The organism is Rahnella variigena (genome assembly GCF_003610915.1).
Classification (GTDB): domain Bacteria; phylum Pseudomonadota; class Gammaproteobacteria; order Enterobacterales; family Enterobacteriaceae; genus Rahnella; species Rahnella variigena.
Genome location: NZ_NSDJ01000001.1, coordinates 1173727 through 1198797, shown reverse-complemented (window position 1 = coordinate 1198797; position 25071 = coordinate 1173727). Strand labels below are relative to the sequence as shown.

Sequence of the window (25071 nt, the reverse complement as noted above, 5' to 3'; positions counted from 1 at the left end):
AGAACCCTGCACCCGCTCAGTCGCTGAGGGATGCAGGGTGTTTAACCGCGCAGACGGCTTACCGCGCAGGAAAGGTCAGATCCTTCAGCCCAGCAGCTTTTTGACGCTGGTCAGCAGGTTTTTCACATCTTCAGGACGGGTGTTACCCGATGCGCTGTCGATGATTGAGCTGTAGATATGCGGGATGATTTTGGTCACTCCCGCCGCCAGCGCGATTTCCATAATCGGCTCAAAGTTTTCTAAATCGATACCGCCGGTCGGTTCCAGCCAGAAATCCTGTTCCGCACAGGCACGGGCCACGGCAGCGAATTCATCGCGGGTTTTCAGGCCGCCCATCGGGAAATATTTCACCGAGCTGCCGCCCATATCTTTCAGCAGCGCGATGGCGGTTTCCACCGGCACGATGGCATCCGCAGAAGCTGAACTCAGTGGTCCGGTATTGATCTTCACAAAGCCGGGTTTACCGGTCGGTGAAATCAGACCGTTGACCACGCTGTCGTTTTGCCCAAGCATTCCACGACTGGTACCGACGCCGGTAAAGACCTGATTGACGTGCTGCGGCTGAACCTGCGCAGAAATCTGGCTAACCATCAGCGACTGACGCGGATCGCCCGCCCCCAGACCGACGGACAATGCGTTTTCAATCAGAGCGGCATACTCTTTCATGTCCGCTACCGCGCTCGCAACATCCGGATAATTTTTGGAAAGCACACCGACCAGCACATGACCTTCTGCCGCTTCGTAGATGTCACGGGCATTGTCTTTGGAGCCCGCCAGCACATTCAGGCACACGCGGTCACGGTAGAAATTTGGGGTCAGCTTCATGCTTTCTCTCCGCTAAAAAGTTGTTTAAAACGTTGTGCGACGACGGCGAGTTGCGGTGGTGTCACGCTGCGCACATCGACTTCAATCTTGCCTTCGTTGGCGCGGTAGCCACGGAAATAAATCGCGATATCGCCGTTTTTCATGGCGTCCACGATGGCTTTGGTTTTCCAGCCCAGCACGGTTTCATCGAAAGTAATTTCCGTGCGGGCGATATCACGTCCTGCGCTGTCCCAGACTACGCGGCCAGTGACGCCGTTGATTTCATTCAGGCTGGCGATAAATGGCGTCATCTTGTCGACCATTTCCTGCCCGGTGGTTTTCGGCAGCGTGATGTAGCTTTCGATCGCCTGCGTCAGGCCAAGAATGCCTTCTTTGCCGACTTTCATCGCACGACCAATCCCGCCCGATTGCAGTTTTACCCATTCGACGTATTGTTTTTTGCCGAGCACCAGACCGCTGGTCGGCCCTTCGATAGCTTTTGCGCCGCTGTAAATCACCAGATCTGCGCCCATCTCGTAGTAGCAGGTCAGGTCTTCTTCTGCGGCCGCATCGACGATCAGCGGCAGATTATGCGCGCGCGCCACTTCAGCGGCTTCCGCAACCGACAGTATGCTTTTCTGCACTGAGTGGTGCGATTTGATGTACATGATGGCGGCGGTACGCGGGGTGATGCAGGCAGCAAGTTGCGCGGCGGAACATTCATTGGCGTAACCGGCTTCCACCACTTTGCCGCCACCCATGGTGACCATCGTCGCGACCGGCGCACCAAAGTTCACGTTATGGCCTTTTGGCAACACGATATCGTGTGGAATTTCCAGCGGCGCGGCGTGCAGGTTTTCCAGCAGCCACGCGTCGTCTTTGACGATCACCGCCGCTACGGACTGCGCGATCCCGGCGGAAGCACAGGACACCACCACAGCATTTTCTACGTTCAGCAATTTCGCGATATAAGCGCCGGTTTTATTCACCAGATCTTTCATCTCGAAGTAATGATTCAGACCGGTATTCACTACCGCGGCGACTTCCTCGCGCGGCGTGGAAACGCCCAGCGCCGTCATACGACCAGACGCGTTAATAACCTGTTTTAAATCATATTTTTCATATAACGATTGTTCAGAAGACATGAGCAGATTTCCCTTCTTCGGTTAACAGGGTGACGCCCGCGACCACAGCGGCCAGAGGCACCAGCAAACTTTCGCCCTTCACGGACTGTCCTTCGGAATCGACAAACACCTGTGGCGCAAAACGCTGCTCGAACAGGGTCAGGTCGGCATCAGCGCCGGCTTCCAGGCGGCCTTTAGCCGGCAGGCGCAGCGCGTCAGCGGCGTGTGAGGTGACGCAATCAATCACCTGCGTCAGGGTCATACCGACGCTAAAGAACTTCGACATGACGGTCGCCAGGCTATGCACCGGGCCGTTCATACGGTTACGGCAGTAAATATCGGAACTGATGGTGTGCGGCAAAATGCCCTGCTTAATCGCCAGTTCCGCCACGTCGAAACTGAAACTCGCGGTGCCATGACCGACATCCAGCAATACGCCGCGGCTCAGCGCACGTTTAATGGAATTGCGCAGCACACCTTCCGGCGAGAGAATGCGGTTCGGTTTGCCGTTGTAGCAGTGGGTGATAATGTCGCCCGACGTCAGCAAATCCGCGATCTCATCGAGATTCGGCGGGTTATTACCGATATGCACCATCAGCGGCAGGTCGTCGTTTTCCTGCTGAATTTCTTTGGCGCGCACCAGTGGCTTGATGCCGTTCTGGCCGACCACGCTGCTGCTCATGCGCGCTTTAATACCGATGATAAAACCGGGATTTCGCGCGATGGCGTCACGCACGCCGACTTTGTCGATCTGCGTCATATCCGCCAGTTCGTTCTGCGTGACAATGCCGGTGCGGGCGATATTCAGAAACGCGTAGACGTTGGTTTTTGCCGCACGGGTTATCTGATAGAAATCGTCGACATCATTCGCGCCGGTGCTGCCGGCATCCGCCACGGTGGTAACGCCACAGGCGACGCCAATCAGGTCAGCGTCGTCATGATAAATCGGCGATTTGGGGTAACAGTGAACGTGGGAGTCGATCCAGCCTGCGCTGGCGTAAACCTTGCCCTGAAGATTGAGAGTCTGGCGGGCAGTGGCATCGGCTGCCAGCGTGCCAATGGCGGCGAATTTGCCGTCCTGAATTGCAATATCAGTCAGGCTGCCGTCTGTGCGTAATGCCTGCCGGATGATTAAGTCATACATACGACGTTCTCCATAATCCGGGCGTCAGGAATATTCCCGACGCCCGCTTTACTGCTGATTTTCTTCTATGTTGCTGTTCTTACAATGAAACCGGGAAGATAGCGCCCAGAATCATGGCACCCAGGATCGCCCCCCGGTGATAGGCTTCTGCCACAGATAAAAACCCAGTGCGCCGAGCAGTGAACCCAGACCGATCGGAATCGAGGCTGCCATCGCTGACAGGATAATCAACGGCCCGAGGAAGCGGCCGGAGGCATTACCCGCGCCCATCATCACGTCAGCGCCGTAGGTTGAATTGCTCTGATTGATGGTGAATTTACGCGCCAGAATGATGATGTAACCGACGGCTAAACCGAGGATCAGACCGGTCACCAGCGAGGCGGCGAAGTTCGCCACCGGGAAAATAAACCCTGCACCCAGCAGCATCGCCGGAACGCCCAGACCGATACCCGTCTGGATTGCGCCGCCGATATCGAGAATACCAACCAGTGAACCTTCGATGATGCGGGCAAACAGGAAGCTGGCACCGAAGGCCGCCACTGCGCCATACACCCCGGTGTCCATGCCCGAGCGCAACATCGACACAAACGCCACTTCGTTAAATGCGCCGATGCCGTACAGGTAATACATGTGTGTCCCGGCGAAGACGCCTGAAGACAGCAGTCCGACAAAAATCGGGAACGACCACTCGGCGTACCAGAAACCACGTTTGGCTTGTTCTTCCATTGTCATGCTCCCTTACTTACCGCTGAGTGAATTGTGAATGCCGTTCAGCCATGTCGGGACGTCCAGCATGAATGACTGCAACAGTTTGACGTCGAAACCACGGAAGAAACCGCTGAGGACGAACAGCGCGATAATCGCCGCCATCATCACTTTGGTCACGTGGTTCCAGCCGCTTTCTTCGACGCCTTTACCGATCAGGATACCCAGCACCAGACCCGGTACGGCGTTACCCATGATCATCTGCGCCAGACCGCCAAAAATGGTGGCCCAGAAACCGGAACGACGCCCTGCATCAATCGCCGCCAGCCAGAAAATCACCGGCATGACAGTGTTCACCAGCAGGTTGGCCGCCGGTACCAGCACTTTAATCGCGGTAACCTGTAATGCCGGAGGAACGGCAGACGCGGTAGTGTTGAGGAAGGCCACCACAATCATGCCGATGATACCGCCGGCAATCGCCATCTTGCGCGGGTCGTGCATGGTTTCAGCCACATTGCGGTTTTTGAACATCAGCGCCGCGGTAGCCCAGTGAGGGATGATGCGGTGGTCAACGTCCTGCGTGAAAGAACCTGCTGCTACGGAAGATGCCCAGGCGTTAAAGAAGAAGCCCAGACCGAATGAGAAATGCGAAGCCGGATCGCCTTCACAGGAGTTTAATTCCCCAAGCGTACGAAAAGCCCCCATTCCTTGCACGGTTGGCGCATGGAACATACGTGCGGCACCCGCACCTACGCCCACGCCAACCAGTCCGCCGATAATAAGCGACTTAAATAAAATAATTAAAAACATCAGTATATCCTTGTCATTTATAGCTAACGTTTTTATTTCGTGACAAAAACTACCTGTTCCGTATTAATAACAGTCAGGTTGACGGTAATGTCTAACGCCACGTAATAACTCTTTCTTTCCCTGGCCAGAAAAAAGAACAGAAACTTTTCTCTTTTCACTGACTCTTCTGCTTTTATTACCTTGACGTCCTGCGGTTCAATACGCAGCAAGACATTATTGGCGGAAGATTTGAGAACAGTCCTCTGAACCTGACTCAGTGCGGAAGAAAAGGCGGCAGCCTTATTTTCGCCTTTTCCTTCAACCCGAACTGTCGTGGTTAATTGTTGCTTCATTACGCCTGACCATACTTCTTGTTAAACGCTTCAACCAGACGCTGACCCAGTTCTTCTTTATCCATAAATCCGAACCCTAATACCAGACAGCCTTCGTTAATTGCCGTGACGCCTTCATCCACTGAGCGCATCCCGTACTTGGCTTTATATCCATATTTATTTTGTGCGGTAATCGCACCCGCGCCGCCACTGCCGCAGAAGGAAATACCTAAGCTGGCACCTTCTGCTTTCATCACGTCGCCGAGTTTCATATCTGCTGCCATACCTGGGACAACAATGGCTTTTCCGCCAGCCGCTTCCACGCCTGCCGCCACTTTCTGGCCTTTACCTAAACGGTCGCCGATCACAACTAATACTTGTCCCATAATTCACATCTCCAGATTAATTAATTCGCGGTATTCTAAAAAAGTTATTTCGGTTCGTTGTCTCTTGCGACTTCAAAATGCACCGAGAGCAAATAGGCTTCCTCAATCGGTAAATTTCCGAACCAGCTGACCACTTCTTCTGCCATTTGCATGGATTCGGCAGAAATTTCATCAAATAAATCTTTTTCGACTTCAGGTAACGGCTCGCCGGTAATGGCGCGTAATACCATGGCTTTTACGTGAGACGTTAACATCTGCAACTGAACATCTGTGGTGTAGATATTCTTCGCGCTTTGCATTGCCTGAATATCTTTTAATACTTGCTCTGTTGTGGCCGGGGCATCTTTCAATTCAATCCGCCCGATTCCTTTCACAGATGCGCTTGCGTTATTCACTCGCGATTACCTCTCTCCTTACCTGACTCACTATTTCAGCCGTTTATTTCGTCTGTCTTTACCCTAACTCTGGGAAGATTTCCTGTGTAGTGGGTCTTTTTCCAGTTCAAAGTGGAAATACGATGAGCTGAGCAGATCCAATTCGCAAAACGAAAAGTTAAGTCGCCATATCACTGAATATTGCTGTCTGTAGCAGCGTATTTCACTGGTAATCGGATTTTTCGCAATGCGGATTAATTCCCTCACAACGCTTTCATTTCCGCTTAAGAGTGCCTAGTATCAAAGAACACATGCAAATCACTGACACCCCTGCGTTAACGCGCGGGGGTGTTATTTTTTGCCGACCGGCACCCCACTCGCATGAAGCGGGTGATGCAAAAGGAACCACGGAGAATGTTATGAGTAAACCGACACTGATCATCAATGAACTTGACGCAGAACGCCTGGACACACTGCTGGCGCAACCGGCTTTTGCCAACAGCCCGGTCGCCGACGCACTGAATGAAGAGTTGGATCGCGCAGAGATTTTGCCACCCGAGCAAATCCCGGCCGACGTGGTTACGATGAACAGCAAGGTTCGCTTTACTGAAGGTAAAGACGGCGAAGAACACATCCGCACGCTGGTGTATCCGGCTGCGCTCAAAGACAGCAACGAGCAACTGTCCGTGATGGCGCCGTTAGGTGCCGCCCTGTTGGGGCTGCGCGTGGGTGGCAATATCACGTGGGAAATGCCGAATGGCGAGAACAGCCGGATTGAAGTGCTGGAATTGTTGTTTCAGCCGGAAGCGGCTGGGGAATTGAGACGTTAAGGGTTTTCTTTTGCAGAGGCCGCTGCAATGGCGGCTTTACTTAAGAATGAGAAAATTTCGGTTTCTCACGTGCAAGAGCCGCTGCACGGCGGCTTTACTACAGACTGAGAGCGTTTCGGTTTCTCACGTGCAGTGATCGCTTGACTCGCAACGCCGAAACCGCCCAAGAGGGAGAAGTGCTTTCTCCCTCTTGGATCTCCCTCCGCTTTTTTACTGCGCGCTGTCGCTGGCTGCTATGTTTCAGGTAACGCGGAGACAGGCTGGAAATCTTGCCGCTGCACGGTCCCTTCTCTCGGTCTTCGAGCCATAGGTCTCGAAGCCGCTCCGTTCAGCAAGATTTCTGAATCGCCCGCAAGTTCCTAAATTCAACAGCGGTTTCTGTATCGCCCGTGGGATCGTGAATTCAACGGCAGAAGGATTTTATCTTTTATTAAAGTCGATTGGCGTGCTCAAAAATGGCACCGAATGAACGGTTCGAGACCTGAGGCTCGACACCTGAAATGAGGGAATCGCGCAGCGATGACATTTTGCGCCACCTGCCAATGTGCCGGAACATGTCCGTAGTGACTGCGATAGCGCGCAGTTTAAGACGTGGAGATTCCAAAGAGGGCTCGTCCTAGCCCTCTTTGGTCGGTTTCGGCGCGAGAGGCCGTCTGATCACCGCGATTGAGAAACCGAAATTTTCACCGCTTTCAGCGCTCTCAGCATTAAGAAGCCGCCTAAGCAGCGGCCATCTGCTTACTTAAACTTCTTGTGGTTCTCATTCCTTGTCGCCTTAAACCCTTCTGCTTCTTTCTTCGCTTCATCGACCTTGCCCGCTTTGGCTAAAGCGGAGGCCTTGTCAATCTGGCCAATCAGCGTATCCAGCCCTTTGTGGTAATCCTGCATTTCCGGGCTGTCCGGTGCTTTGCCTTCCAGTTTCGGTGGCGTGGCTTTTTTCGCGTCTTCGGCAGCGGCTTTCATGTTAGCCAGACCGGTTGTCAGTTCAGCCTGATCGTTGGTTTTCAACACTTTGCCGTAGTTATCAGCAATCGTGTCCATGTCCGTTTCTAAATCTGCCGCCAGTGCCACCGTGCTGCTTCCCAGCATTGCGACTACCGCTAACGCCATCAGTTGTTTACGCATGAGCTTTCTCTCTATTGTTATTTATTTGTTAGATAAAACGACATTGCTTGTAAGGCTTTATAAAAATAGGCGGAGAGAGAGGAAAACGGGATGAATTTTTTGTAAAGAATGGTAGCGGAAGAAACAGCAGCGATCGGGCGATCGCTGCTTTGGAAGCGTTATTCGCCGGCGATTTTCATTGCCGGTAACAGCACGGAACCGCACTGAATGTTGCTGCGGGTTTCGATATCGCTGCCAATGGCGACCATATTGCGCCACATGTCTTTCAGGTTACCGGCGATGGTGATTTCGCTTACCGGATACTGAATCTCACCATTCTCAACCCAGAAACCTGCTGCGCCACGAGAGTAGTCGCCGGTCACACCGCTGACGCCCTGTCCCATCAGTTCGGTAACGACCAGGCCTTTGTCGAGCTTACGCAGCATACCGGCGAAATCATCACCCTGACCGGCGATGCGCCAGTTGTGGATACCGCCTGCGTGGCCAGTGGTTTGCAGACCGAGTTTGCGCGCGGAATAACAAGTCATCAGCCAGTTTTGCAGCACGCCGTCTTTGACGATATCGCGACGCTCGGTGCGCACACCTTCGCTGTCGAACGGCGTCGAAGCCAGCCCCTGCAACAGATGCGGATGTTCTTCGATGGTCAGCCACTCCGGCAGGATTTGCTTGCCGAGGCTGTCGAGCAGGAAGGACGATTTGCGGTAAATGCTGCCGCCGCTGATCGCCCCGACCAGATGACCGAACAGGCCGGTCGCCACTTCGGAGGCGAACAACACCGGTGCCTGCATGGTCGGTAATTTACGCGGTGCCAGACGCGATAAGGTGCGGCGTGCGCACTCTGCGCCAACCCATTCAGGGTCTTTCAGGTCACTCATCTTACGGGCGATGGAATAGGCGTAATCGCGTTCCATGTCGCCTTCGTGTTCAGCAATCACGGAGGCGGAAATCGAATGGCGCGTCGAGCAATAGCTCTGCAACATGCCGTGACTGTTACCGAAAACGCGGATGCCGTAATGGCTGTTAAAGCTGCCGCCTTCAGTGTTGGTGATGCGTTTGTCAGCCTGCAAAGCAGCCTGTTCAGCACGGGCAGCCAGCTCAATGCTGCGATCGGGATCCAGCTCTTCCGGGTGGAATAAATCCAGATCCGGCGCGTCAAACGCCAGCATCTCTTTATCAGCCACGCCCGCGAACGGATCCGGTGACGTGTAACGGGCGATATCCAGTGCCGCCTGTACGGTGCGGGAAATAGCGTCCGGGCTTAAATCGGTGGAAGACGCGCTGCCTTTACGATTCTGATAATAAACGGTGATGCCCAGTGCGCCGTCGCTGTTGAATTCCACGTTCTCGACTTCACCAAAACGGGTGCTGACGCCGATACCGGTGGTTTTGCTGACCGCCACTTCTGCGGCATCTGAACCCGCTTTCGCCAGTTCCAGAGCCTGAGATACGGCCTGTTCCAGAGTTTTACGCTGCTGCGCTACTTGATTCACTACGTTCATCGGCATGTCATCGCTTATGAGATAAAAGGGATTGTTCTACACTGGTATTAAGAAACTTATACCGTTGAGTCTAACAGAGACTCGCCACAATTTCGCATTACCTCCGGCGTTGTTATGCCCAAAGTTGCAACAGAACATGGATGTATGCGGCATAACCCTGCATAATGCCGCCGAAGCAATAAAGCACAATCAAACTGACAGGATTACCTCGTTAAGAGGAAGCGCCCATGACAAAGAAAATTGACGACTGGCACGATGACGTTCCCGAAACCAACGAGAACGAAGATGAAGAAGAAATCATCTGGGTCAGTAAAAGTGAAATCAAACGTGACGCCGAGGCGCTGAAAGATCTCGGTGCAGAAATGGTTGAGCTGGGTAAAAACTCGCTGGACAAACTGCCGCTGGATGACGATCTGCGCGCTGCGATCGACTTAGCGCAGAAGATCAAGAAAGAAGGCCGCCGCCGTCAGCTTCAGCTGATCGGTAAAATGCTGCGTTCCCGCGATGTCGAGCCAATCCAGACTGCACTGGATAAGCTGAAAAACCGTCACAACCAGCAGGTTTCGCTGTTCCATAAACTGGAAATGCTGCGTGACCGTCTGGTTGAAGAAGGTGATGATGCAATCCCGCCGGTGCTGGAACTGTATCCGGAAGCTGACCGCCAGCAACTACGTGCGCTGATCCGCAACGCACAGAAAGAGAAAGCCGCTAATAAGCCGCCGAAATCTTACCGCCAGATCTTCCAGTATCTGCGCGAACTGGCTGAAGGTCAGGACTAAAAAAACAAAAACCCGCCTTTTTACTTAACAGAAAATGGCGGGTTTTTTCTTTTCAGCCTTTAGCCTTTACTGCCGGTTTCTCCAGCAGATTCAGCCGCAGATCCCCTTCCAGCTCCTCTTCGGCCTCTTCAAACAGCAAAATCAGTGCGCCGAAACGCCGCTTGCGGCTGGCATTCAGATTGATGAAATCTATCTCAACCGGCAGCGCAATCCCGCCTGTTACCTCATCCCAGAGTGCATCCAGATTCGCACCGAAGCTGTCGGTCAGACCAAACTGACGGACAAACTCGGCGTAGAATGCGGGTAAATCCGGGATGTGATTAAAATCGAAGCTCACTTTATTCATCGACATTACTCCACCCGAACGAAGTTCTGATAATGGTCTTTACTGACGTAAATCAGCCCGTCGCTGGCAAACAGCACGCGGTCTGCCCCGCGACGCCCGCAGCGATAGTTGATATCTGCCTCGCGCCATACCCGTTTGTTGGCCGATGGCAGACGACCTTCACGGTTTGAAAACCGGTCGCCGCCAATGGCTTTGCCCGGCAACACATCACACAGGTTGCCGGAACGCGCATCCCAGCCCGCTTCACGCGCCTTTTTCTTGGTGATGTAATTGTCAGGCAGTCTGTGATTCTGGCGCAAATAACTCACCACGGATTGCTCATCAGTGCCCGCCACAATTGTGCCCTGGTTGTATGTCGATTTCGCGACAACATGCCCGGCAACACCAGACAGCCCGAGAATGACCGCAGCTGCCATCATCAGTTTGCGCGAACGCAGCCAGTTAAATGCCTTCATTGACGTCCTTTTTTTGTAGCCAATTGTTTGTAGCCAATTGCTTGTAGCCAGAGACCGGTAACCAAAATGAATCTTTTCCTGTTTATTGTTTCTCAAAAAGCGATTTCTGGAAAGCTGACTTAAAGATTTCCTAAATGCAGCGTTTTCACCTGCAGATATTCTTCCAGCCCCAGCACCGACCCTTCGCGTCCCAGACCAGATTCTTTCACACCACCGAACGGCGCGGCTTCGTTGGAAATCGCACACTCGTTTATCCCGATCATGCCGCTTTCAATTGCATCAGCCACGCGGAAAATACGTTGCAGATTCTGGCTATAGAAATACGCCGCCAGCCCGAAAGGCGTGTCGTTGGCGCGTTTAATCACTTCTTCTTCCGTTTTGAAACGGAAACAGGCCGCCAGCGGGCCGAAGGTTTCTTCATGCGCCACTTTCATGTCATCGGTGGCATCAATAATGACCGTCGGCTGGAAGAAGTTGCCACCGAGTTTGTGGCGCTCACCGCCTTCCATCAGACGCCCGCCTTTCTCCAGCGCGTCTTTAACATGCTCCTCGACTTTCTCCAGTCCCTGAATGTTAATCAGCGGCCCTACGGTCACACCTTCGTCCATACCCTTACCGACTTTCAGCTTGCGCACCTCTTCCGCCAGACGTGAGGTGAATGCCTCATAAACGCCGTCCTGCACGTAGATGCGGTTGATACACACGCAAACCTGGCCGGTATTACGGAATTTACAGGTAATGGCGCCCTTCACGGCAGCCTCGATATCCGCATCATCAAAGACGATATACGGCGCGTTACCGCCCAGCTCCATTGACACCTTTTTCATGGTGTCAGCGCTGTTACGCACCAGCGTTTTGCCGATTTCTGTAGAGCCGGTGAACGACACTTTACGCACCGCATCGCTCGCCATAATCACCTGGCTGATGGCGCTCGTATCACCCGCTACGCCGTTGATCACGCCATCCGGCACGCCGGCATCTTTTGCCAGTTGCAGCAGAGCAAAGGCCGAGAGCGGCGTATTACTGGCCGGTTTGATCAGGCCGGTACAACCTGCTGCCAGTGCGGGACCAAGTTTGCGGGTCAGCATCGCCAGCGGGAAATTCCACGGCGTGATCGCCGCCACCACGCCGACCGGTTCACGTGTCGCCAGAATGCGTGAACCGGATTTAGCCGGAGGAATGATTTCCCCGTTGGCGCGTTTGGCTTCTTCGCTGAACCATTGCAGATAACTGGCGGCATAATCGACTTCGCCCAGCGCTTCTTTCAGTGGCTTGCCTTGTTCGGCCACCATCAGCTCGCCGAGAAACTGTTTGTTTTCCAGCATCAGTTCATACCAGCGGTGCAAAATTTCAGAGCGTTCTTTGGCTGTGGTTTTGCGCCAGGCCGGGAAAGCATCACTGGCGGCTTTGACGGCGGCTTCTGTTTCGGCTTTTCCTGACTTAGAGACTTTGGCGACCACATCGCCGGTCGCCGGATCCAGCACATCGAAGGTCTCTTTGGCTTCGAGCCATTTTCCGCCGACAAAATAGCCGGTCTTAAACAATGGATGCGTGGAAAGTTTATGAGGTTGGGCTGACATGAGGATCCTCCTGATTTATGCCGTTTTAAGCGAACTATCAGGTAAGTATAGCGGTTTGAGCAGAAGCGTCTGTCAGACAGCACTGAGAGACACAGATCGCAAAGTGAATTGTCATACGTTCACAGTTTCCGCATCCCTCAGTAAACTGCGGGGAACTCCACCCTATTTTTACAAAGGAATAAGGCATGTCGACGCGCGAAAAAATGAATATCGGTGAACTGTATACAGACATGGGCGAAGGATTGCCGGAGGAACGCCGCGCCGGAAAAGAGCGGGTGTACGACTACAACCTGACCCGTCCTTCAGAAGAAGAAAAACGCCAGCGGATGCTGAAAGACATGATGGGCAGCCTGGGTGAAAACGGCTGGATTGAGCCGCCGCTGCGTGTCGCGTATGGCACGCATATTCATATCGGCAACAACTTTTACGCCAATTTCAATCTCACGGTGGTGGATGACGCAACCGTCACCATCGGCGATAACGTGATGATTGCGCCGAACGTCACCCTGGCGACAGCCGGACATCCGATCGATCCGGAAATCCGCGCCACCGGACAGCAATTCTCCCTGCCGATCGTCATTGAAGACAACGTCTGGCTGGGCATGGGTGTGATGGTGAATCCGGGTGTGACCATCGGGCGTAACAGCGTGATTGGTGCGGGAAGTGTAGTGACAAAATCCATTCCTGCCGATGTGGTGGCGGCTGGCGTACCGTGCCGGGTAATACGCCCGATCACCGCCGCTGACCGCAAAACATTCATGAAATGATGCCCGGATTTTGGTGATAAAAAAGGCCGGTGCGTTTAAACACCGGCCTTTGTTTTTTACGGGCTGTTACGCCACAAACGAATGCTGATAACGATGGAGCATCTCGGTCAGACGTCGCACCGGCTCGGTCACTTTCAGGGGCGCGTCGTAATCGACCAGCTTTTGCTGATACTCACCCAGCTCTTGTAGCAGACGCTGATAATAGTAAGTCCGCTTACCTTCGCCTGACGCCGAAACCACGTGATCGGCGGTGTTACGGATTTTTTTGTGGAACGCCGACAGCTCATCATTTACCGGCACTTCGGCAAGTTTCATGCGCTGATGAGCGATAATCAGCATCAGCGCCAGACGGTATTTACCGATGTCATTCGGGAACATCACCAGCAACTGATTGAGCTGATGGTAAAGCGCCGGCAGGTGGTTTTCACGACGACGGTACGCTTTGGTGGTCAGCGCCGATACCGCACTGCTCATAAAGCGGTTCAGCAACGTGCGGCCGGTTTTATCGCGGGACTTATCGCGAATAATCAGCAACACCGCCATCGCAATCACCGTACCGATCGCCTGCCCCAGCGCGTTGTCGAGAAAAGAGGTCACGTTGAATTTCATCGGGTTACTGAGCACCAGAATGTTGATGGTGCCCGCCAGCAAACCGAGCATGCCGAGACGGCGCTTGGTCACTTCGATACCGATAAAGAAGGTGAAAATCCCCAGCATCAGACACAGCAGGAACAAACTTTGCTGCGTCGAAGGCATGATCAACATAAACATCATCGAGCCGACCGGGATCGCCAGCAACATGCCGACAATAAAGTCCATCGCCATGCCTTTCGGGTTCGGGGTACGCATCGCCAGCGAGGTCACCACGGCGATAATAATCACGCAGCCGCTGGCGGACGTCCAGCCGGTCCATAACCACATCAGACACCCAATCGCCGTCGCGGTAAATGTGCGCAGGCCGTTGATCAGCGCATGATGCCGCTCAGCCGACACCGGACGAACCACCACTTCACCTTCCAGCACACCGCTTTCAATACTGCTGATGCTGCTGTTGGTCTGGACGCCTTTCATCAGCAACAGCGCACGCGTGCCGGCGCCGGTCCAGGCACTGAGCGTCACCAGCACATTATCGCTGTGCATGCCGGTAATAATCTGGCGCAGCTGTTTCAGGCGGCGGTGAACATCGGCAACGGTTTCTGCCGGTTCAGCAAACAGCGCTTTAAGCTCAGGCGACAGCCTTTCCGGCGTGTCTTGCATAATCAGATAGGTTTCACAGGCCTGGGTGATCATGCTCAGCGAGGTGCTGTGCAGCGCTTTCAGACGCTGGTTGCAGCGCTGCCAGCGCGAGGATTCCATCATCAGGCTGCCGCGCATACCGTTCAGCGCCGTGGTGCTTTTCACCAGGTTGTTCCAGGACTTATCGATGTCTTCCTTCGTGCCGTTATTCACGCAAATCCGCATCAGCGCAAACTGATCCAGCATCAGCTGACTGACGGCACGATCGATATCTTTTTTAATGGAACGGGGAGAAAACAGCAGATCAGCCACGATGGCGCAGCAAATCCCGATAACGATTTCACTGCAACGCTCGACGGCGAACTGCGGTGTCTGTAACGGCGCACTGGCTGAGGTCACCACAATAATCAGCGCGGTATAACCCGCCAGCCCAAGTGCGTAGGAATTCTCGATGCGCACCAGTGAAGACCACCAGGTGCAGACACCCGCCCAGATACAGCACAGAAGCAGCATCACGACCGGTGCGCGGGCAGTGGCGATAACAATCACCAGCGCCGCGATGCAGCCGATAAATGTACCGATAACACGCAGAAAACCACGGTGACGAATAGCACCGGCAAAGGGTTCGCCACCCGCCACCAGCGCCGGGCCGGAGGTCACAATGGCGGCGGTCATCGCCGACCAGCGTGGTGTCTCGAGTTGCAGATAGAACCCGAGAACCAGCGCGCCGAGGATCGCGAACGTCAGCTTGCAGGCAAAACGCACGCGCGGGATAAGTACGCTATTCATCTTTCCGGCCTTAGCCAAACTCTCTCAGGCGATGCAGGAGACGAAGGAAAGGAGAACCTTCATCTTGTTTGCGGTCATGCTGACCGGTAATAACCACGGTCGCGGTCGTGCCTGCCGGATAAGGATGTTGCTGGTCTTCATCATCGAGCAGGATTTTCACCGGCACGCGCTGCGCCAGACGCACCCACTCGAGGTTGCTGTCGATGGTCGCCAGACCATTCGTTGCAGCAGAAGAAGAGCTGTTGGTGACCGCCGCGGCCACGCTGTCCACGGTACCGTGCATGATGCGGTTACTGCCCAGCGGGGTGATTTCCGCACGGTCGCCTTTGTTCAGCCCCGGCAATTTGGTTTCTTCCAGATAGGCGAGAATGTAGAAGGAGTTTTTCTTCACCAGCGCCACAGCGGTCGAACCACGATTGATGTAGTTACCCGGATGAACGGTCAGGTTAGTGACCCAGCCATCGGCAGGTGCAACCACCACGGTACGTTCCAGATCCAGCACCGCCAGATCACGTGCCGCCTGCGCTTTTGCCAGCTGATGTTCAGCGGTTTGCAGGACGTTATTGGCCTGATCGATTTCTTCCTGCGACATGGCCTGAACGCCCAGTTTTACACGACGTCCGGCTTCACGTTTTTTCTCTGCTGCCAGCGCCTGATAATACGCGACGTCAGCACTCGCTTCGTCCAGCGCCTGCTGGTAGCGCGGCTGGTCGATTTTAAACAACACCTGGCCCTTCTTCACCAGCTGGTTATCGACCACAGGCACATCGGTAATCAGACCGGTAACATCGGGAGCGATAGACACCACGTCAGCGGTAAATTTGGCATCACGGGTCCACGGAGATTCGGTATAGAACGCCCAGGCTTTGAAAATTGCGATGATAGCCAGCACGACCAGAATCAACGTTATTGCATAACGTATTATTTTTATAGAGAAATTTTTCACAACGCCCTCAGACGAACATGCAGGAGATCAGGTAAAAAAGACAGCAGTACAAAGCTGTGTTGAACAACGCCGGATGCCAGACAAAGTCATAGATACCGGTGGGTTGCAGTACACGCCGCAGCACGAAAAACACCACCAGCGCCAGCAGTATTTCAAAAAACACCGGAGGAAACGACAATCCGAAAATCACCATTACCGGAAGCAAACTCATCAAAAATTCCTTACATTATGACGACGGACAAACACGTATCGTCCCGCGCACGCATTATTCATTATTTTAGGCAACAGCACGCGACCCCGGTGGAAAATAATTCAGCGGGAGCAGATCAATGAAGCCGTGGAGTTGCCAGGGAAGTGTGCGAAGGTAAGCATTATGTCAGGAAAACTGAAACCTGAGCATTATCGCCCGGAAGGGTATATTAGCGTGCTTATTATCAAGTAATCAACGTTCTGTGATCTAAATCACTTTTAAGCCAGAGTTAACAATGGACCGATTAAAACGCATGTCGATTTTCGCTCAGGTGGTAGAAAGCGGTTCTTTTACTGCCGCTGCGCGACGCCTCGACATGAGCGTATCCGCCATCAGCCAGACTGTCTCAAAGCTGGAAAACGAGTTACAAATCAAATTATTAAACCGCAGCACGCGCAGTATTGGTCTGACGGAAGCGGGCAAGCTTTACTATCAGGGTTGCAGGAAAATGCTGCACGATGTGCGTGAAGTGCATGAACAATTGTATGCCTTCAACAACACGCCAACCGGGACCTTGCGCATCGGCAGTTCATCAACAATGGCACAAAATGTTCTTGCTGCGATGACTGCCGAAATGCTCAGCGAATATCCCGGACTGACGGTCAATCTGGTGACCGGCATTCCCGCTCCCGATTTAATCGCTGATGGTCTGGATGTGGTGATCCGCGTCGGCGCGTTACAGGATTCCAGCCTGTTCTGCACCCGCTTAGGCTCAATGCCGATGGTGGTGTGCGCAGCGCGCAGTTATCTGGCCCAGCACGGCACACCGGAAAAACCGGCTGATATGGTGAATTTCTCATGGCTGGAATACAGCGTGCGCCCCGACAGCGAATTTGAGCTGATCGCCCCTGAAGGCATTTCGACCCGCATTACACCGCAAGGGCGCTTCGTCACCAACGATTCGCAAACCATGATCCGCTGGCTGAAAGCCGGTGTCGGGATCGCGTATGTGCCGCTGATGTGGGTGATCGAGGAAATTAACGCAGGCGAAGTGGAGATTTTGTTCAGAAGCTATCAGTCCGATCCGCGACCGGTCTATGCGCTGTATACCGAAAAGGACAAACTGCCGCTGAAAGTGCAGGTCTGCATTGATTATCTGACGGATTATTTCAAACGGGTCAGCAAGGTGTATCAGGGATACCGGCAGGGGAAAAAGGGGACGCAGTGGAGTTGAGTTCGTCTCTAAACAAAACTCCACCTGACCTCCCCTTTGACAAGGGCAGGAAAAAAATTTAAGCAGTACCACCCACCGTCAGATTATCCAGTTTCAGGGTTGGCTGACCGACACCGACCGGCAAACTCTGGCCTTCTTTACCGCACACGCCGACGCCTTTATCGAGCGCCAGATCGTTACCGACCATAGAAATCTGCTGCATGGCTTCAATACCGGAGCCAATCAGCGTCGCGCCTTTCACCGGTTTAGTGATCCGGCCTTTTTCGATCAGATAGGCTTCTGAAGTCGAGAACACAAATTTACCCGACGTGATATCCACCTGGCCGCCGCCGAAGTTTGGCGCATACAGACCAAATTCCACGCTGCTGATGATATCTTCCGGCGTCGATTTCCCGGCCAGCATGTAGGTATTGGTCATCCGTGGCATCGGCAGATGCGCATAAGACTCACGGCGGCCGTTGCCGGTCGGCGCAACACCCATCAGGCGCGCATTCAGTTTGTCCTGCATGTAACCTTTCAGCACACCGTTTTCGATCAGCACGTTGTACTGGCCCGGCACACCTTCATCGTCAATCGCCAGTGAACCGCGCAGACCCGGCATAGTGCCGTCATCGACCACGGTACACAGCTCAGACGCCACCAGTTTACCCATCTGGCCGCTGAATACTGACGTGCCGCGACGGTTGAAATCACCTTCCAGACCGTGACCGACCGCTTCATGCAACAGCACGCCCGGCCAGCCTGCGCCGAGTACTACCGGCATTCCGCCAGCCGGAGCGGCTACCGCGGTCAGGTTCAGCAGCGCCATGCGCACAGCGTCACGGGCGAAAGCTTCGGCACGAACTTCGCCGTTAACGGTTTCGAGGAAGTAGTCATAACCGACTCGACCGCCACCGCCGCTTGAGCCGCGTTCGCGACGTCCGTCCTGTTCGACCAGAACGCTGACAGACAAACGCACCAGCGGACGGATATCTGCCGCCAGCGTGCCATCCGTCGCCGCAACCAGCACGGTTTCGTATACGCCGGTAATACTGGCACTGACTTCCTGCACGCGTTTATCTGCCGCACGGGCGATTTTGTCTACACGATGCAGAAGTTCGATTTTTGCTTCACGCGGCAGGCTTTGGAGCGGATCCAGCGGAGAATAAAGAGATTTGTACGCAATTTCGCCCAGCGTGTGCGCTTTGCCATTGCCCTGCTCGCGGACAATGCTGCGGGCCGCTGTTGCGCTCAGGTTCAGGGCATTCAGCGTAATCTGGTCGGCATAAGCGAAACCGGTTTTTTCACCGCTTACCGCACGGACGCCGACGCCCTGGTCGATATTGTAAGAACCATCTTTGATGATGCTATCTTCGATAACCCAGGCTTCGTGGAAACTGGACTGGAAAAAGAGATCGGCATAATCAAGGCGACGTTCAGACAACTGGCCCAAAACGGAAAACAAATCCTGATGACTCAGATTATTAGCAGTTAGTAACTGCTCACTGACTAAGGCCAGACTCATAAATGTTCACTCTCTTTTTAGACGAAAATCCGGCGGGCTGAGCGTTATAAAAACGTCGACCCGCCGGACAATCCATTGTTTCAAGGTTATTAACAGCCTAACACAGCCGGAACGAGGTTTCCTGCCACCTTCGCCGCTGACATTACTGAGCGGCAGCGGCTTTTGGATGTTCTACCGGTTTACGCAGAATTTCGTTGATGTGTGGATCTGCGATAGTGCCGCTAATCTGATAACGAATCAGCGAAATTTTATTCCACAGCGGCGCCAGCACTTTACTGGCAGCAAATACCGCCACGCCCACCACCGGGTTGATGACGAAGGCGGTAGCCACGCCCACGGTGGCTGAGATCTCAGGCGCGATAACGGCTTCCAGATCGAGGCGCTGATTAACAAAATTCACCTGACCGGTAATGGCAATATCCGCTTCCAGACCATCAACCAGCAGGTCATCGGTATGCAGTACGCCGTCTTTAATCCAGGCGGTGGATTTGATCGAATCGAAATAGAATCCCTGACCGAAGGTATCACTGAAATCGAGGCGCAGTTTACGCAGCAAGGCGTCGAAACTGACCAGACGCAGCAATTGCCCGGCCCGGCCCGTGCCGACGTCAGCGATCTCGCCTTTGCCCAGCGTGTTTTTCAGCGTGCCGTTAAGCGTGCTGATATCCGGTTTCCATGGCACTGATTTCCAGTGCAGGTCGAAGTTAATGTCGAACGGCGCGCCTTTCAGTGGCGTGGTCACACCAAAGAATGACATCGCCTGTTCAATGTTTTTACCCGCCAGTTTGCCTTTCAGACCGGTACTTTCGCCCTGTGCGTTCTGCTTCCAGTCGCCCTGAACGTTGAGGCGCGCTACGCCGGTGTCGATCAGGCCGTTGCGCAGCATCAGCTGATCGCCCTGCGGGGTAAGATCGGCGTTCACTTTGCGGAAGTTCTGTCCGAGGAACCAGCAGGCCTGGCAACGCAGTTGCAGCGCAGGCCAGTTAGCGAAGGAAATCTTGCTGGTCGCGAACGGATTTCCGCCCGGCTGACCGCTGCTGGTAACATCAGCCACGGTCCATTGCGGATTGAAATACACATATTTCAGGTTCGCCAGCCACGGTCCGTTGTCATTCATATTCAGCTGACCGTCAATTTCTTTGCCTTTGGCGATAATTTCCATTCCCTGACGCCCCTGCACCGAAGTCAGGGCCAGATCATTCCACACCTGTCCACCCAGCGTCAGTGCTGGCGTAGTCAGGGTTATCTGATGCGGGAAGCTGAAACCGGCCATTTTGCTGCTGTTGCCCCTGGTACTTTGCGCCGCTTTATCCGGCGAGAGCAGGCCCAGCCAGTTTTCGCCATCCAGCGGCGGCAGATTAAGTGTCAGGCTGCTGTCTGCCGGCAGGGGTGGCGTTTTCTTCGCGTTAGCCTGCCAGGATGCGCGATCCAGTTTCAGCTGTTTGCCCAGCAGCCAGCGGCTGTTGAAACGGTCTTTTCCGGCCAGTACACCTTCAAGATTAAAACTGTGCAGATCGCCTTTCACATTGACCACCAGCGGCATCGCGTGGCCGGCCTTTTTGCTCAGCGGATCGGGTAAGTGACTGCTCACATCTTTCAGGTCGGCGTTCACATCGACGGTATAAGTCGGCGTGCCTTTGTGCGGCAGCGTGATATTCACATCGCCTTTCCACGGAGTGCCGCCAGAAATTTTGCTGGCTACCGCGGCCGGCAGACCCGGGATTTTTGCCAGCTGCCAGTTAGCATCCAGACCAACCTGCACTTTAAAGTCATCCGCCAGTTCCTGTGTGCTGAACATCACATTTACCGGCTGGCCGAACCATTCACCGGTAAGACGGTTACTTTGCAGGTTGCCGTTGTCATAGCTGAACTGACCGCTGAGATGGCTGATTTTGCTGTCCAGCGGTTTAATCAACAGACTGTTGTCGTTTAACGTCACCCCGCCGGAAGCACGAACCATCTCACCATCCAGCGGAATATCCAGATGTAAGCGACCATTCACTTCGCCGCCAATCTGCAATTCCTGTAGCGCCGAACCCAGCGAATCATGCAGCGGCGTACCCATGAAGTAGTCGCCGATATCTTTGCCCTGACCGCGCAGGTCGGCATCGATAAACAGCTTTTCTTTCATGTAATCAGGAATATTGGCGACCACATTGTTGCCATCAACATTGCCCAGTCTGGTGTGCGCGGCTTTCATAAACAGGCCGTCATTGAGGAAATCGAGATCAATATCCAGATCAGTCAATGCCGGCCAGCCTGGCTGGAATTCGAAAGTTGAGTGGCGCAAAGGCACCCACACTTCAAACTGCCCTTCGTTCTTTTTGAACGGGAAATCATGCGGATTGCCGTTGAACGTTAACGTCGCGTTATCGACCTGGCCGGCCTTTATGGCACCGCTCAGATAATCCACCAGATGTTTACCCATCAGCGGCTCAGGGAAATAGCGCCACGCCTGTCCGGCGTCATATAAGCGGATACCCGCCAGAATATTTAGCCACGGCTCGCCTTTAACGGGCTGGTGGTAACGGAAGTCGCCTTTCGCCCACAACGCGTTAGCCTGGACATCCACATCTTTGCCCGACAGCGCCCAGCCGTCCTGAGTGTTAGTCCAGTTAAAGGTCCCGGTCGCGGCGCTTATCTCCAGCGGCGCACGGAACATGTCGCCATAAGGTAAGACACTGTCTTTGAGATTAACCGCCAGCTGGCCACCCGCCACGCTGCCTTTGAGGCTGCCGCTGAAATGACTGACGCCCGGCAGCATCTTCCAGAGCTGCCAGCTGACATCGTGCCAGCTGGCATCAAAGCGGGTCTGATCCGGCTGTTTGATCGGGATATCCAGCGCGAGCCTGTCGACGTTACCGGCAGGTTTTAAATCCTGCCAGCGTTCCAGCAAGGCGGGCGTCAGGAATGAGAAGGTCGGGATGACCGGCCCTAAGCGTTCGAGTTGCAGATTTGCGCCACGGATACGCAATTCTTCGCCCTGCGAGGGGCCGAGGAAATCATTATTTTCAGGCAGATAAAGCGCTTCAAGGCGACCTTTTGGCCACGCAACGCCATCCGTTTTCAGATTCAGTTGCTGCGTGCCGACCTGCCAGCCATTTCCCTGACGGCTGCCATGCAAGGTGAGATTATCAACATCGAGGCGGTGCTCATCGTCACCGGTTTTCCAGGTCGCGGAACCCGTTTTCAGCAGCGCATCACCGGCATAAATATCGCCATTGTGAACCGTCAGCCAGGCCGCCAGGCTAAAGTTAGCGCTTTCCAGACCTGTGTTACTGCGCAGCCACCGGCTGAACCACGGTTTCATATCAATATCATCGGCTTGCATATAAATCTTGCCGTTATTGAGCAGACCGTTTGAGTCGTTAAGATCCATACGCAGTTGCACAACGCCGTGCTGACCGTTAAAGCTCGAGAGGCTGAGCTGCCCTTCGGCGCGATGGCGGTTGCGGGTGTTCAGCCAGGTCAGCTGGGGAATATCGAATTCGGCACGCGAACCGGAAGGCGTAGGGAACGTAATGCGGCTGTTGCGCAGGTCAAAATGGTCAACCTGACGCAGAAAAATATCGCTAACACGACCGGGCTTGATGCCGTTGCCTTTATTGGCCTCGCCACCGAGCGGGGTGTTTAAATCCAGTTGCAGGTTATAGAAAGTGAGATCGCGGAACTGCCAGCGAAAATGCAGCAGTGATTGCCAGACGTCCAGCGCCATCGTGATGCGCTGAACCCGCCATTTGGCATCCGGCAATGTAACCTGAAGGCCACGGACTTCCATGATCGGGCCAAAGGTTTTCCAGCTGGCGCTGATTTGCGACAGTTCAATCGGTACGCCGGTGACCGCCTCTACTTTCCCGACCAGTTGATCCTGAAAGCGGCTAAGCTGCGGCAATGCAAGACGCAGGCCGCTGATCACCAAAGCCACTATCACGACAAGGGTTGCGCTGGTGGTTAATAAAATACCGGGCAGTCGCCTCAAACCTCTCTCCTTGTTTTCCATTCCATGCTGGTTTTCACCCGCACAGACGGCAATGGAAACCTTTAACACCCAGATGCTTCAAGCCAGTCATCCGCAGATCACATCATGACGACGTCGAACTGTTCCTGACTGTAGAGCGGCTCAATCTGTACCTTAACCTGCTTGCCGACGAAGATTTCCACTTCAGCCAGCGCATGGGATTCTTCTCCCTTGAGGGCTTCCCCCACGGCAGCAGACGCGTAGACCAGGAAACGGTCGGAATCGTAGGCATGATGCACACGTACGATCTCACGCAGAATTTCATAGCAGACGGTTTCAACGGTTTTGACCGTACCGCGTGCATGACATGTCGGACAGTCGCTGCACAGAACATGCTCGACGCTTTCACGCGTACGCTTACGGGTCATTTCCACCAGACCGAGCGCAGAGAAACCGTGAATGCCGGTCTTCACGCGGTCTTTTGCCAGCGCCTGCTCGAGGCTGTGCAACACGCGACGGCGGTGATCTTCATTCGACATATCAATGAAGTCGATGATGATAATGCCGCCGAGATTGCGCAGACGCAGCTGACGGGCAATCGCCTGTGTCGCTTCGGTATTGGTGTTGAAAATAGTGTCTTCGAGATTGCGATGGCCGACAAACGCACCGGTATTGATATCCACGGTGGTCATGGCTTCGGTCTGATCGATAATCAGGTAGCCGCCGGATTTGAGTTCCACCTTGCGCTCCAGCGCACGCTGGATTTCGTTCTCAACATCGAACAAATCGAAAATAGGTTGCTTGCCGCTGTAATGCTCCAGCTTGCTGGTCATTTCAGGCATGTATTCGCTGGTGAATTCCACCAGCAATTCGTAGGTCAGACGGGAGTCAACGCGGATACGATCCAGCGCTTCGCCGGCAAAATCACGTAAAACACGATGCGCCAGCGCCAGTTCGCCATACAACTTGCACTTGGTTTTGTTGCGACGTTTACGCTCCATCACCTTAGTCCACAAGCGTTTTAAGTAGGCGGCATCCTGCTTAAGTTCTTCTTCGCCCACGCCTTCGGCGGCGGTACGAATAATGTAACCACCGTGCTCGTCGCAATATTCGGAGACGATACGTTTCAGACGGTCGCGTTCCGCTTCGCTTTCAATACGCTGGGAAACCCCAACGTGAGAAGCCCCGGGCATGAACACCAGATAGCGGGAAGGCAACGTAATGTCAGTCGTCAGGCGCGCGCCTTTGGTGCCCAGCGGGTCTTTCACCACCTGCACCATCAGATCCTGGCCCTGATGTACCAGCTCTGCGATGTCACGCACATGGAAATTTTTCTGCTCATCACGCGCCACACATTCGGTGTGAGGCATGATGTCTGAAGCGTGTAAGAACGCTGCTTTCTCAAGGCCGATATCCACGAATGCTGCCTGCATACCCGGCAGAACACGACTGATACGTCCTTTATAAATGTTGCCGGCAATCCCGCGTTTGGTCTCACGCTCAATATGGATTTCCTGCAGAATGCCACCGTCAATGTAGGCCACGCGGGTTTCAGACGGGGTGACATTGACCAGTAATTCAGCTGTCATGTTTTCTCCTAAGCTCGCGTAAGGCAGAAAATTCATTTAGCAGTTCCTGAGTTTCCACCAAAGGAAGCCCCACAACTGCATAGTAACTGCCGCGAATTTCACGGACGAAACAACCGCCCTTTCCCTGAATACCATAAGCGCCCGCTTTATCCATGGGCTCACCGCTCAGAATATAGTGTGCAATGTCGTCGGAGGATAGTGAACGGAAAGTGACATCTGTCACAACCAACGTATTGAGACAATCCTGCCGGTCGGCAAACGCAATCGCGGTCATCACCTGATGCTGTCTGCCAGACAATGCATTAAGCATAACAGCGGCTTGCGCTTCGTCACGTGGCTTTTCCAACACATTACCGTCAAGTACCACAATCGTATCTGCGCCCAGCACTGGCAAATCTTCTGCTGCTACCGCCACACCGGCCTGCGCCTTGTCTTTCGCCAGCCGCAAAACATAATCTTGCGGCGCTTCGCCAGGCTGACGTTCTTCTGCCACGTCCGTAGACAGGCGCTCGAAAGGCAACTCCAGCAACGTCAGTAATTCACGGCGGCGCGGTGACCCGGAGGCCAGATAAAGTGCGGTCATAAC

23 protein-coding genes and 1 pseudogene are annotated in these 25071 nt (G+C 54.0%); 4 read left to right on the top strand and 20 right to left on the bottom strand.

Translation table 11 applies throughout. The features are described 5' to 3' along the window. Positions 1-84: 84 nt before the first annotated feature. The 8 genes and pseudogenes from dagF to CKQ54_RS05530 all read right to left on the bottom strand — a co-directional run bounded on the left by dagF (position 85) and on the right by CKQ54_RS05530 (position 5679). Positions 85-825 (bottom strand): 2-dehydro-3-deoxy-phosphogluconate aldolase, encoded by a 741-nt coding sequence (gene dagF / locus CKQ54_RS05565; protein WP_120162166.1) that lies wholly within the window; start codon positions 823-825, stop codon positions 85-87. Beyond that, complete coding sequence (locus CKQ54_RS05560; protein ID WP_120162167.1) at positions 822-1949, bottom strand: DgaE family pyridoxal phosphate-dependent ammonia lyase; 1128 nt, start codon at positions 1947-1949, stop codon at positions 822-824. The genes dagF and CKQ54_RS05560 overlap by 4 nt, the downstream gene beginning before the upstream one ends. Further along, the gene (locus CKQ54_RS05555) at positions 1939-3072 is read right to left on the bottom strand and encodes an amidohydrolase/deacetylase family metallohydrolase (RefSeq protein ID WP_120162168.1); all 1134 of its coding nucleotides are present in this window, start codon (positions 3070-3072) and stop codon (positions 1939-1941) included. The genes CKQ54_RS05560 and CKQ54_RS05555 overlap by 11 nt, the downstream gene beginning before the upstream one ends. Before the next feature lie 79 nt (positions 3073-3151). Then, positions 3152-3798: pseudogene (locus CKQ54_RS05550) on the bottom strand (DUF4310 family protein). Positions 3799-3810: 12 nt separating this feature from the next. Beyond that, positions 3811-4587 carry a DUF4311 domain-containing protein gene (locus CKQ54_RS05545; RefSeq protein ID WP_056776226.1) on the bottom strand — a complete coding sequence of 259 codons (777 nt, stop codon included), beginning with the start codon at positions 4585-4587 and terminating at the stop codon, positions 3811-3813. A 32-nt stretch (positions 4588-4619) separates the two neighbouring features. Further along, complete coding sequence (locus CKQ54_RS05540; RefSeq protein WP_047605601.1) at positions 4620-4919, bottom strand: DUF4312 family protein; 300 nt, start codon at positions 4917-4919, stop codon at positions 4620-4622. Further along, a complete protein-coding gene (locus tag CKQ54_RS05535) occupies positions 4919-5284 on the bottom strand; it encodes an SFCGS family glycine-rich protein (RefSeq protein ID WP_112288358.1) in 366 nt (121 codons plus the stop codon). The genes CKQ54_RS05540 and CKQ54_RS05535 overlap by 1 nt, the downstream gene beginning before the upstream one ends. 44 nt (positions 5285-5328) lie before the next feature. Further along, complete coding sequence (locus tag CKQ54_RS05530) at positions 5329-5679, bottom strand: PRD domain-containing protein (RefSeq protein ID WP_120162169.1); 351 nt, start codon at positions 5677-5679, stop codon at positions 5329-5331. A 398-nt stretch (positions 5680-6077) separates the two neighbouring features. Here CKQ54_RS05530 and rnk point away from each other — a divergent pair, with 398 nt between their 5' ends. Then, positions 6078-6488: a nucleoside diphosphate kinase regulator gene (gene rnk, locus CKQ54_RS05525; protein ID WP_120162170.1), complete on the top strand. Its 411-nt coding sequence runs from the start codon at positions 6078-6080 to the stop codon at positions 6486-6488. A 738-nt stretch (positions 6489-7226) separates the two neighbouring features. On the opposite strand, the gene cybC is transcribed toward rnk, so the two are convergent. Both cybC and pmbA read right to left on the bottom strand, forming a co-directional pair. Next, positions 7227-7613 (bottom strand): cytochrome b562, encoded by a 387-nt coding sequence (cybC, locus tag CKQ54_RS05520; protein ID WP_112290439.1) that lies wholly within the window; start codon positions 7611-7613, stop codon positions 7227-7229. Between the two features lie 158 nt (positions 7614-7771). Beyond that, a complete protein-coding gene (gene pmbA / locus CKQ54_RS05515) occupies positions 7772-9112 on the bottom strand; it encodes a metalloprotease PmbA (RefSeq protein ID WP_015690526.1) in 1341 nt (446 codons plus the stop codon). A 227-nt stretch (positions 9113-9339) separates the two neighbouring features. On the opposite strand from pmbA, the gene yjgA reads away from it, so the two are divergent. Continuing rightward, positions 9340-9891, top strand: coding sequence for a ribosome biogenesis factor YjgA (gene yjgA, locus CKQ54_RS05510; RefSeq protein WP_112290437.1), 552 nt, complete (start codon positions 9340-9342; stop codon positions 9889-9891). A 52-nt stretch (positions 9892-9943) separates the two neighbouring features. Here the strand turns inward: yjgA and CKQ54_RS05505 are convergent, their stop codons facing one another. The 3 genes from CKQ54_RS05505 to CKQ54_RS05495 all read right to left on the bottom strand — a co-directional run bounded on the left by CKQ54_RS05505 (position 9944) and on the right by CKQ54_RS05495 (position 12272). Then, positions 9944-10237, bottom strand: a complete 294-nt coding sequence (locus CKQ54_RS05505; RefSeq protein WP_112290436.1) for a barstar family protein — start codon at positions 10235-10237, stop codon at positions 9944-9946. 5 nt (positions 10238-10242) lie between these two features. Beyond that, a complete protein-coding gene (locus tag CKQ54_RS05500) occupies positions 10243-10692 on the bottom strand; it encodes a ribonuclease domain-containing protein (RefSeq protein WP_120162171.1) in 450 nt (149 codons plus the stop codon). A gap of 119 nt (positions 10693-10811) precedes the next feature. After that, positions 10812-12272, bottom strand: coding sequence for an NAD-dependent succinate-semialdehyde dehydrogenase (locus CKQ54_RS05495; protein ID WP_120162172.1), 1461 nt, complete (start codon positions 12270-12272; stop codon positions 10812-10814). 185 nt (positions 12273-12457) lie between these two features. Here CKQ54_RS05495 and CKQ54_RS05490 point away from each other — a divergent pair, with 185 nt between their 5' ends. Further along, positions 12458-13039, top strand: a complete 582-nt coding sequence (locus CKQ54_RS05490; protein ID WP_120162173.1) for a maltose acetyltransferase domain-containing protein — start codon at positions 12458-12460, stop codon at positions 13037-13039. 66 nt (positions 13040-13105) lie between these two features. Here the strand turns inward: CKQ54_RS05490 and aaeB are convergent, their stop codons facing one another. From aaeB to aaeX, 3 genes are read right to left on the bottom strand one after another with little or no spacing between them, the layout of a single operon-like run. Continuing rightward, entirely contained in the window at positions 13106-15064 is a 1959-nt protein-coding gene (aaeB, locus tag CKQ54_RS05485) for a p-hydroxybenzoic acid efflux pump subunit AaeB (RefSeq protein ID WP_120162174.1), read from the bottom strand. Positions 15065-15074: 10 nt separating this feature from the next. After that, on the bottom strand, positions 15075-16010 hold the full coding sequence (gene aaeA / locus CKQ54_RS05480; RefSeq protein ID WP_120162175.1) for a p-hydroxybenzoic acid efflux pump subunit AaeA: 936 nt from the start codon (positions 16008-16010) through the stop codon (positions 15075-15077). 7 nt (positions 16011-16017) lie between these two features. Then, positions 16018-16221 (bottom strand): p-hydroxybenzoic acid efflux pump operon protein AaeX, encoded by a 204-nt coding sequence (gene aaeX / locus CKQ54_RS05475; protein ID WP_112290425.1) that lies wholly within the window; start codon positions 16219-16221, stop codon positions 16018-16020. Positions 16222-16495: 274 nt separating this feature from the next. Between aaeX and aaeR the strand changes: the two genes are divergently transcribed. Next, positions 16496-17434 (top strand): HTH-type transcriptional activator AaeR, encoded by a 939-nt coding sequence (aaeR, locus tag CKQ54_RS05470; RefSeq protein ID WP_120162176.1) that lies wholly within the window; start codon positions 16496-16498, stop codon positions 17432-17434. A gap of 58 nt (positions 17435-17492) precedes the next feature. Here the strand turns inward: aaeR and tldD are convergent, their stop codons facing one another. From tldD to CKQ54_RS05450, 4 genes are all read right to left on the bottom strand, one after another. Next, entirely contained in the window at positions 17493-18938 is a 1446-nt protein-coding gene (tldD, locus tag CKQ54_RS05465; protein ID WP_120162177.1) for a metalloprotease TldD, read from the bottom strand. Between the two features lie 142 nt (positions 18939-19080). Then, positions 19081-22917 (bottom strand): AsmA2 domain-containing protein YhdP, encoded by a 3837-nt coding sequence (gene yhdP / locus CKQ54_RS05460; protein ID WP_120162178.1) that lies wholly within the window; start codon positions 22915-22917, stop codon positions 19081-19083. A gap of 98 nt (positions 22918-23015) precedes the next feature. Next, positions 23016-24485 carry a ribonuclease G gene (rng, locus tag CKQ54_RS05455; RefSeq protein ID WP_112290421.1) on the bottom strand — a complete coding sequence of 490 codons (1470 nt, stop codon included), beginning with the start codon at positions 24483-24485 and terminating at the stop codon, positions 23016-23018. Further along, entirely contained in the window at positions 24475-25068 is a 594-nt protein-coding gene (locus tag CKQ54_RS05450) for a Maf family protein (RefSeq protein ID WP_112290419.1), read from the bottom strand. Before CKQ54_RS05450 ends, rng begins: the two co-directional genes overlap by 11 nt. Positions 25069-25071: the final 3 nt, after the last annotated feature.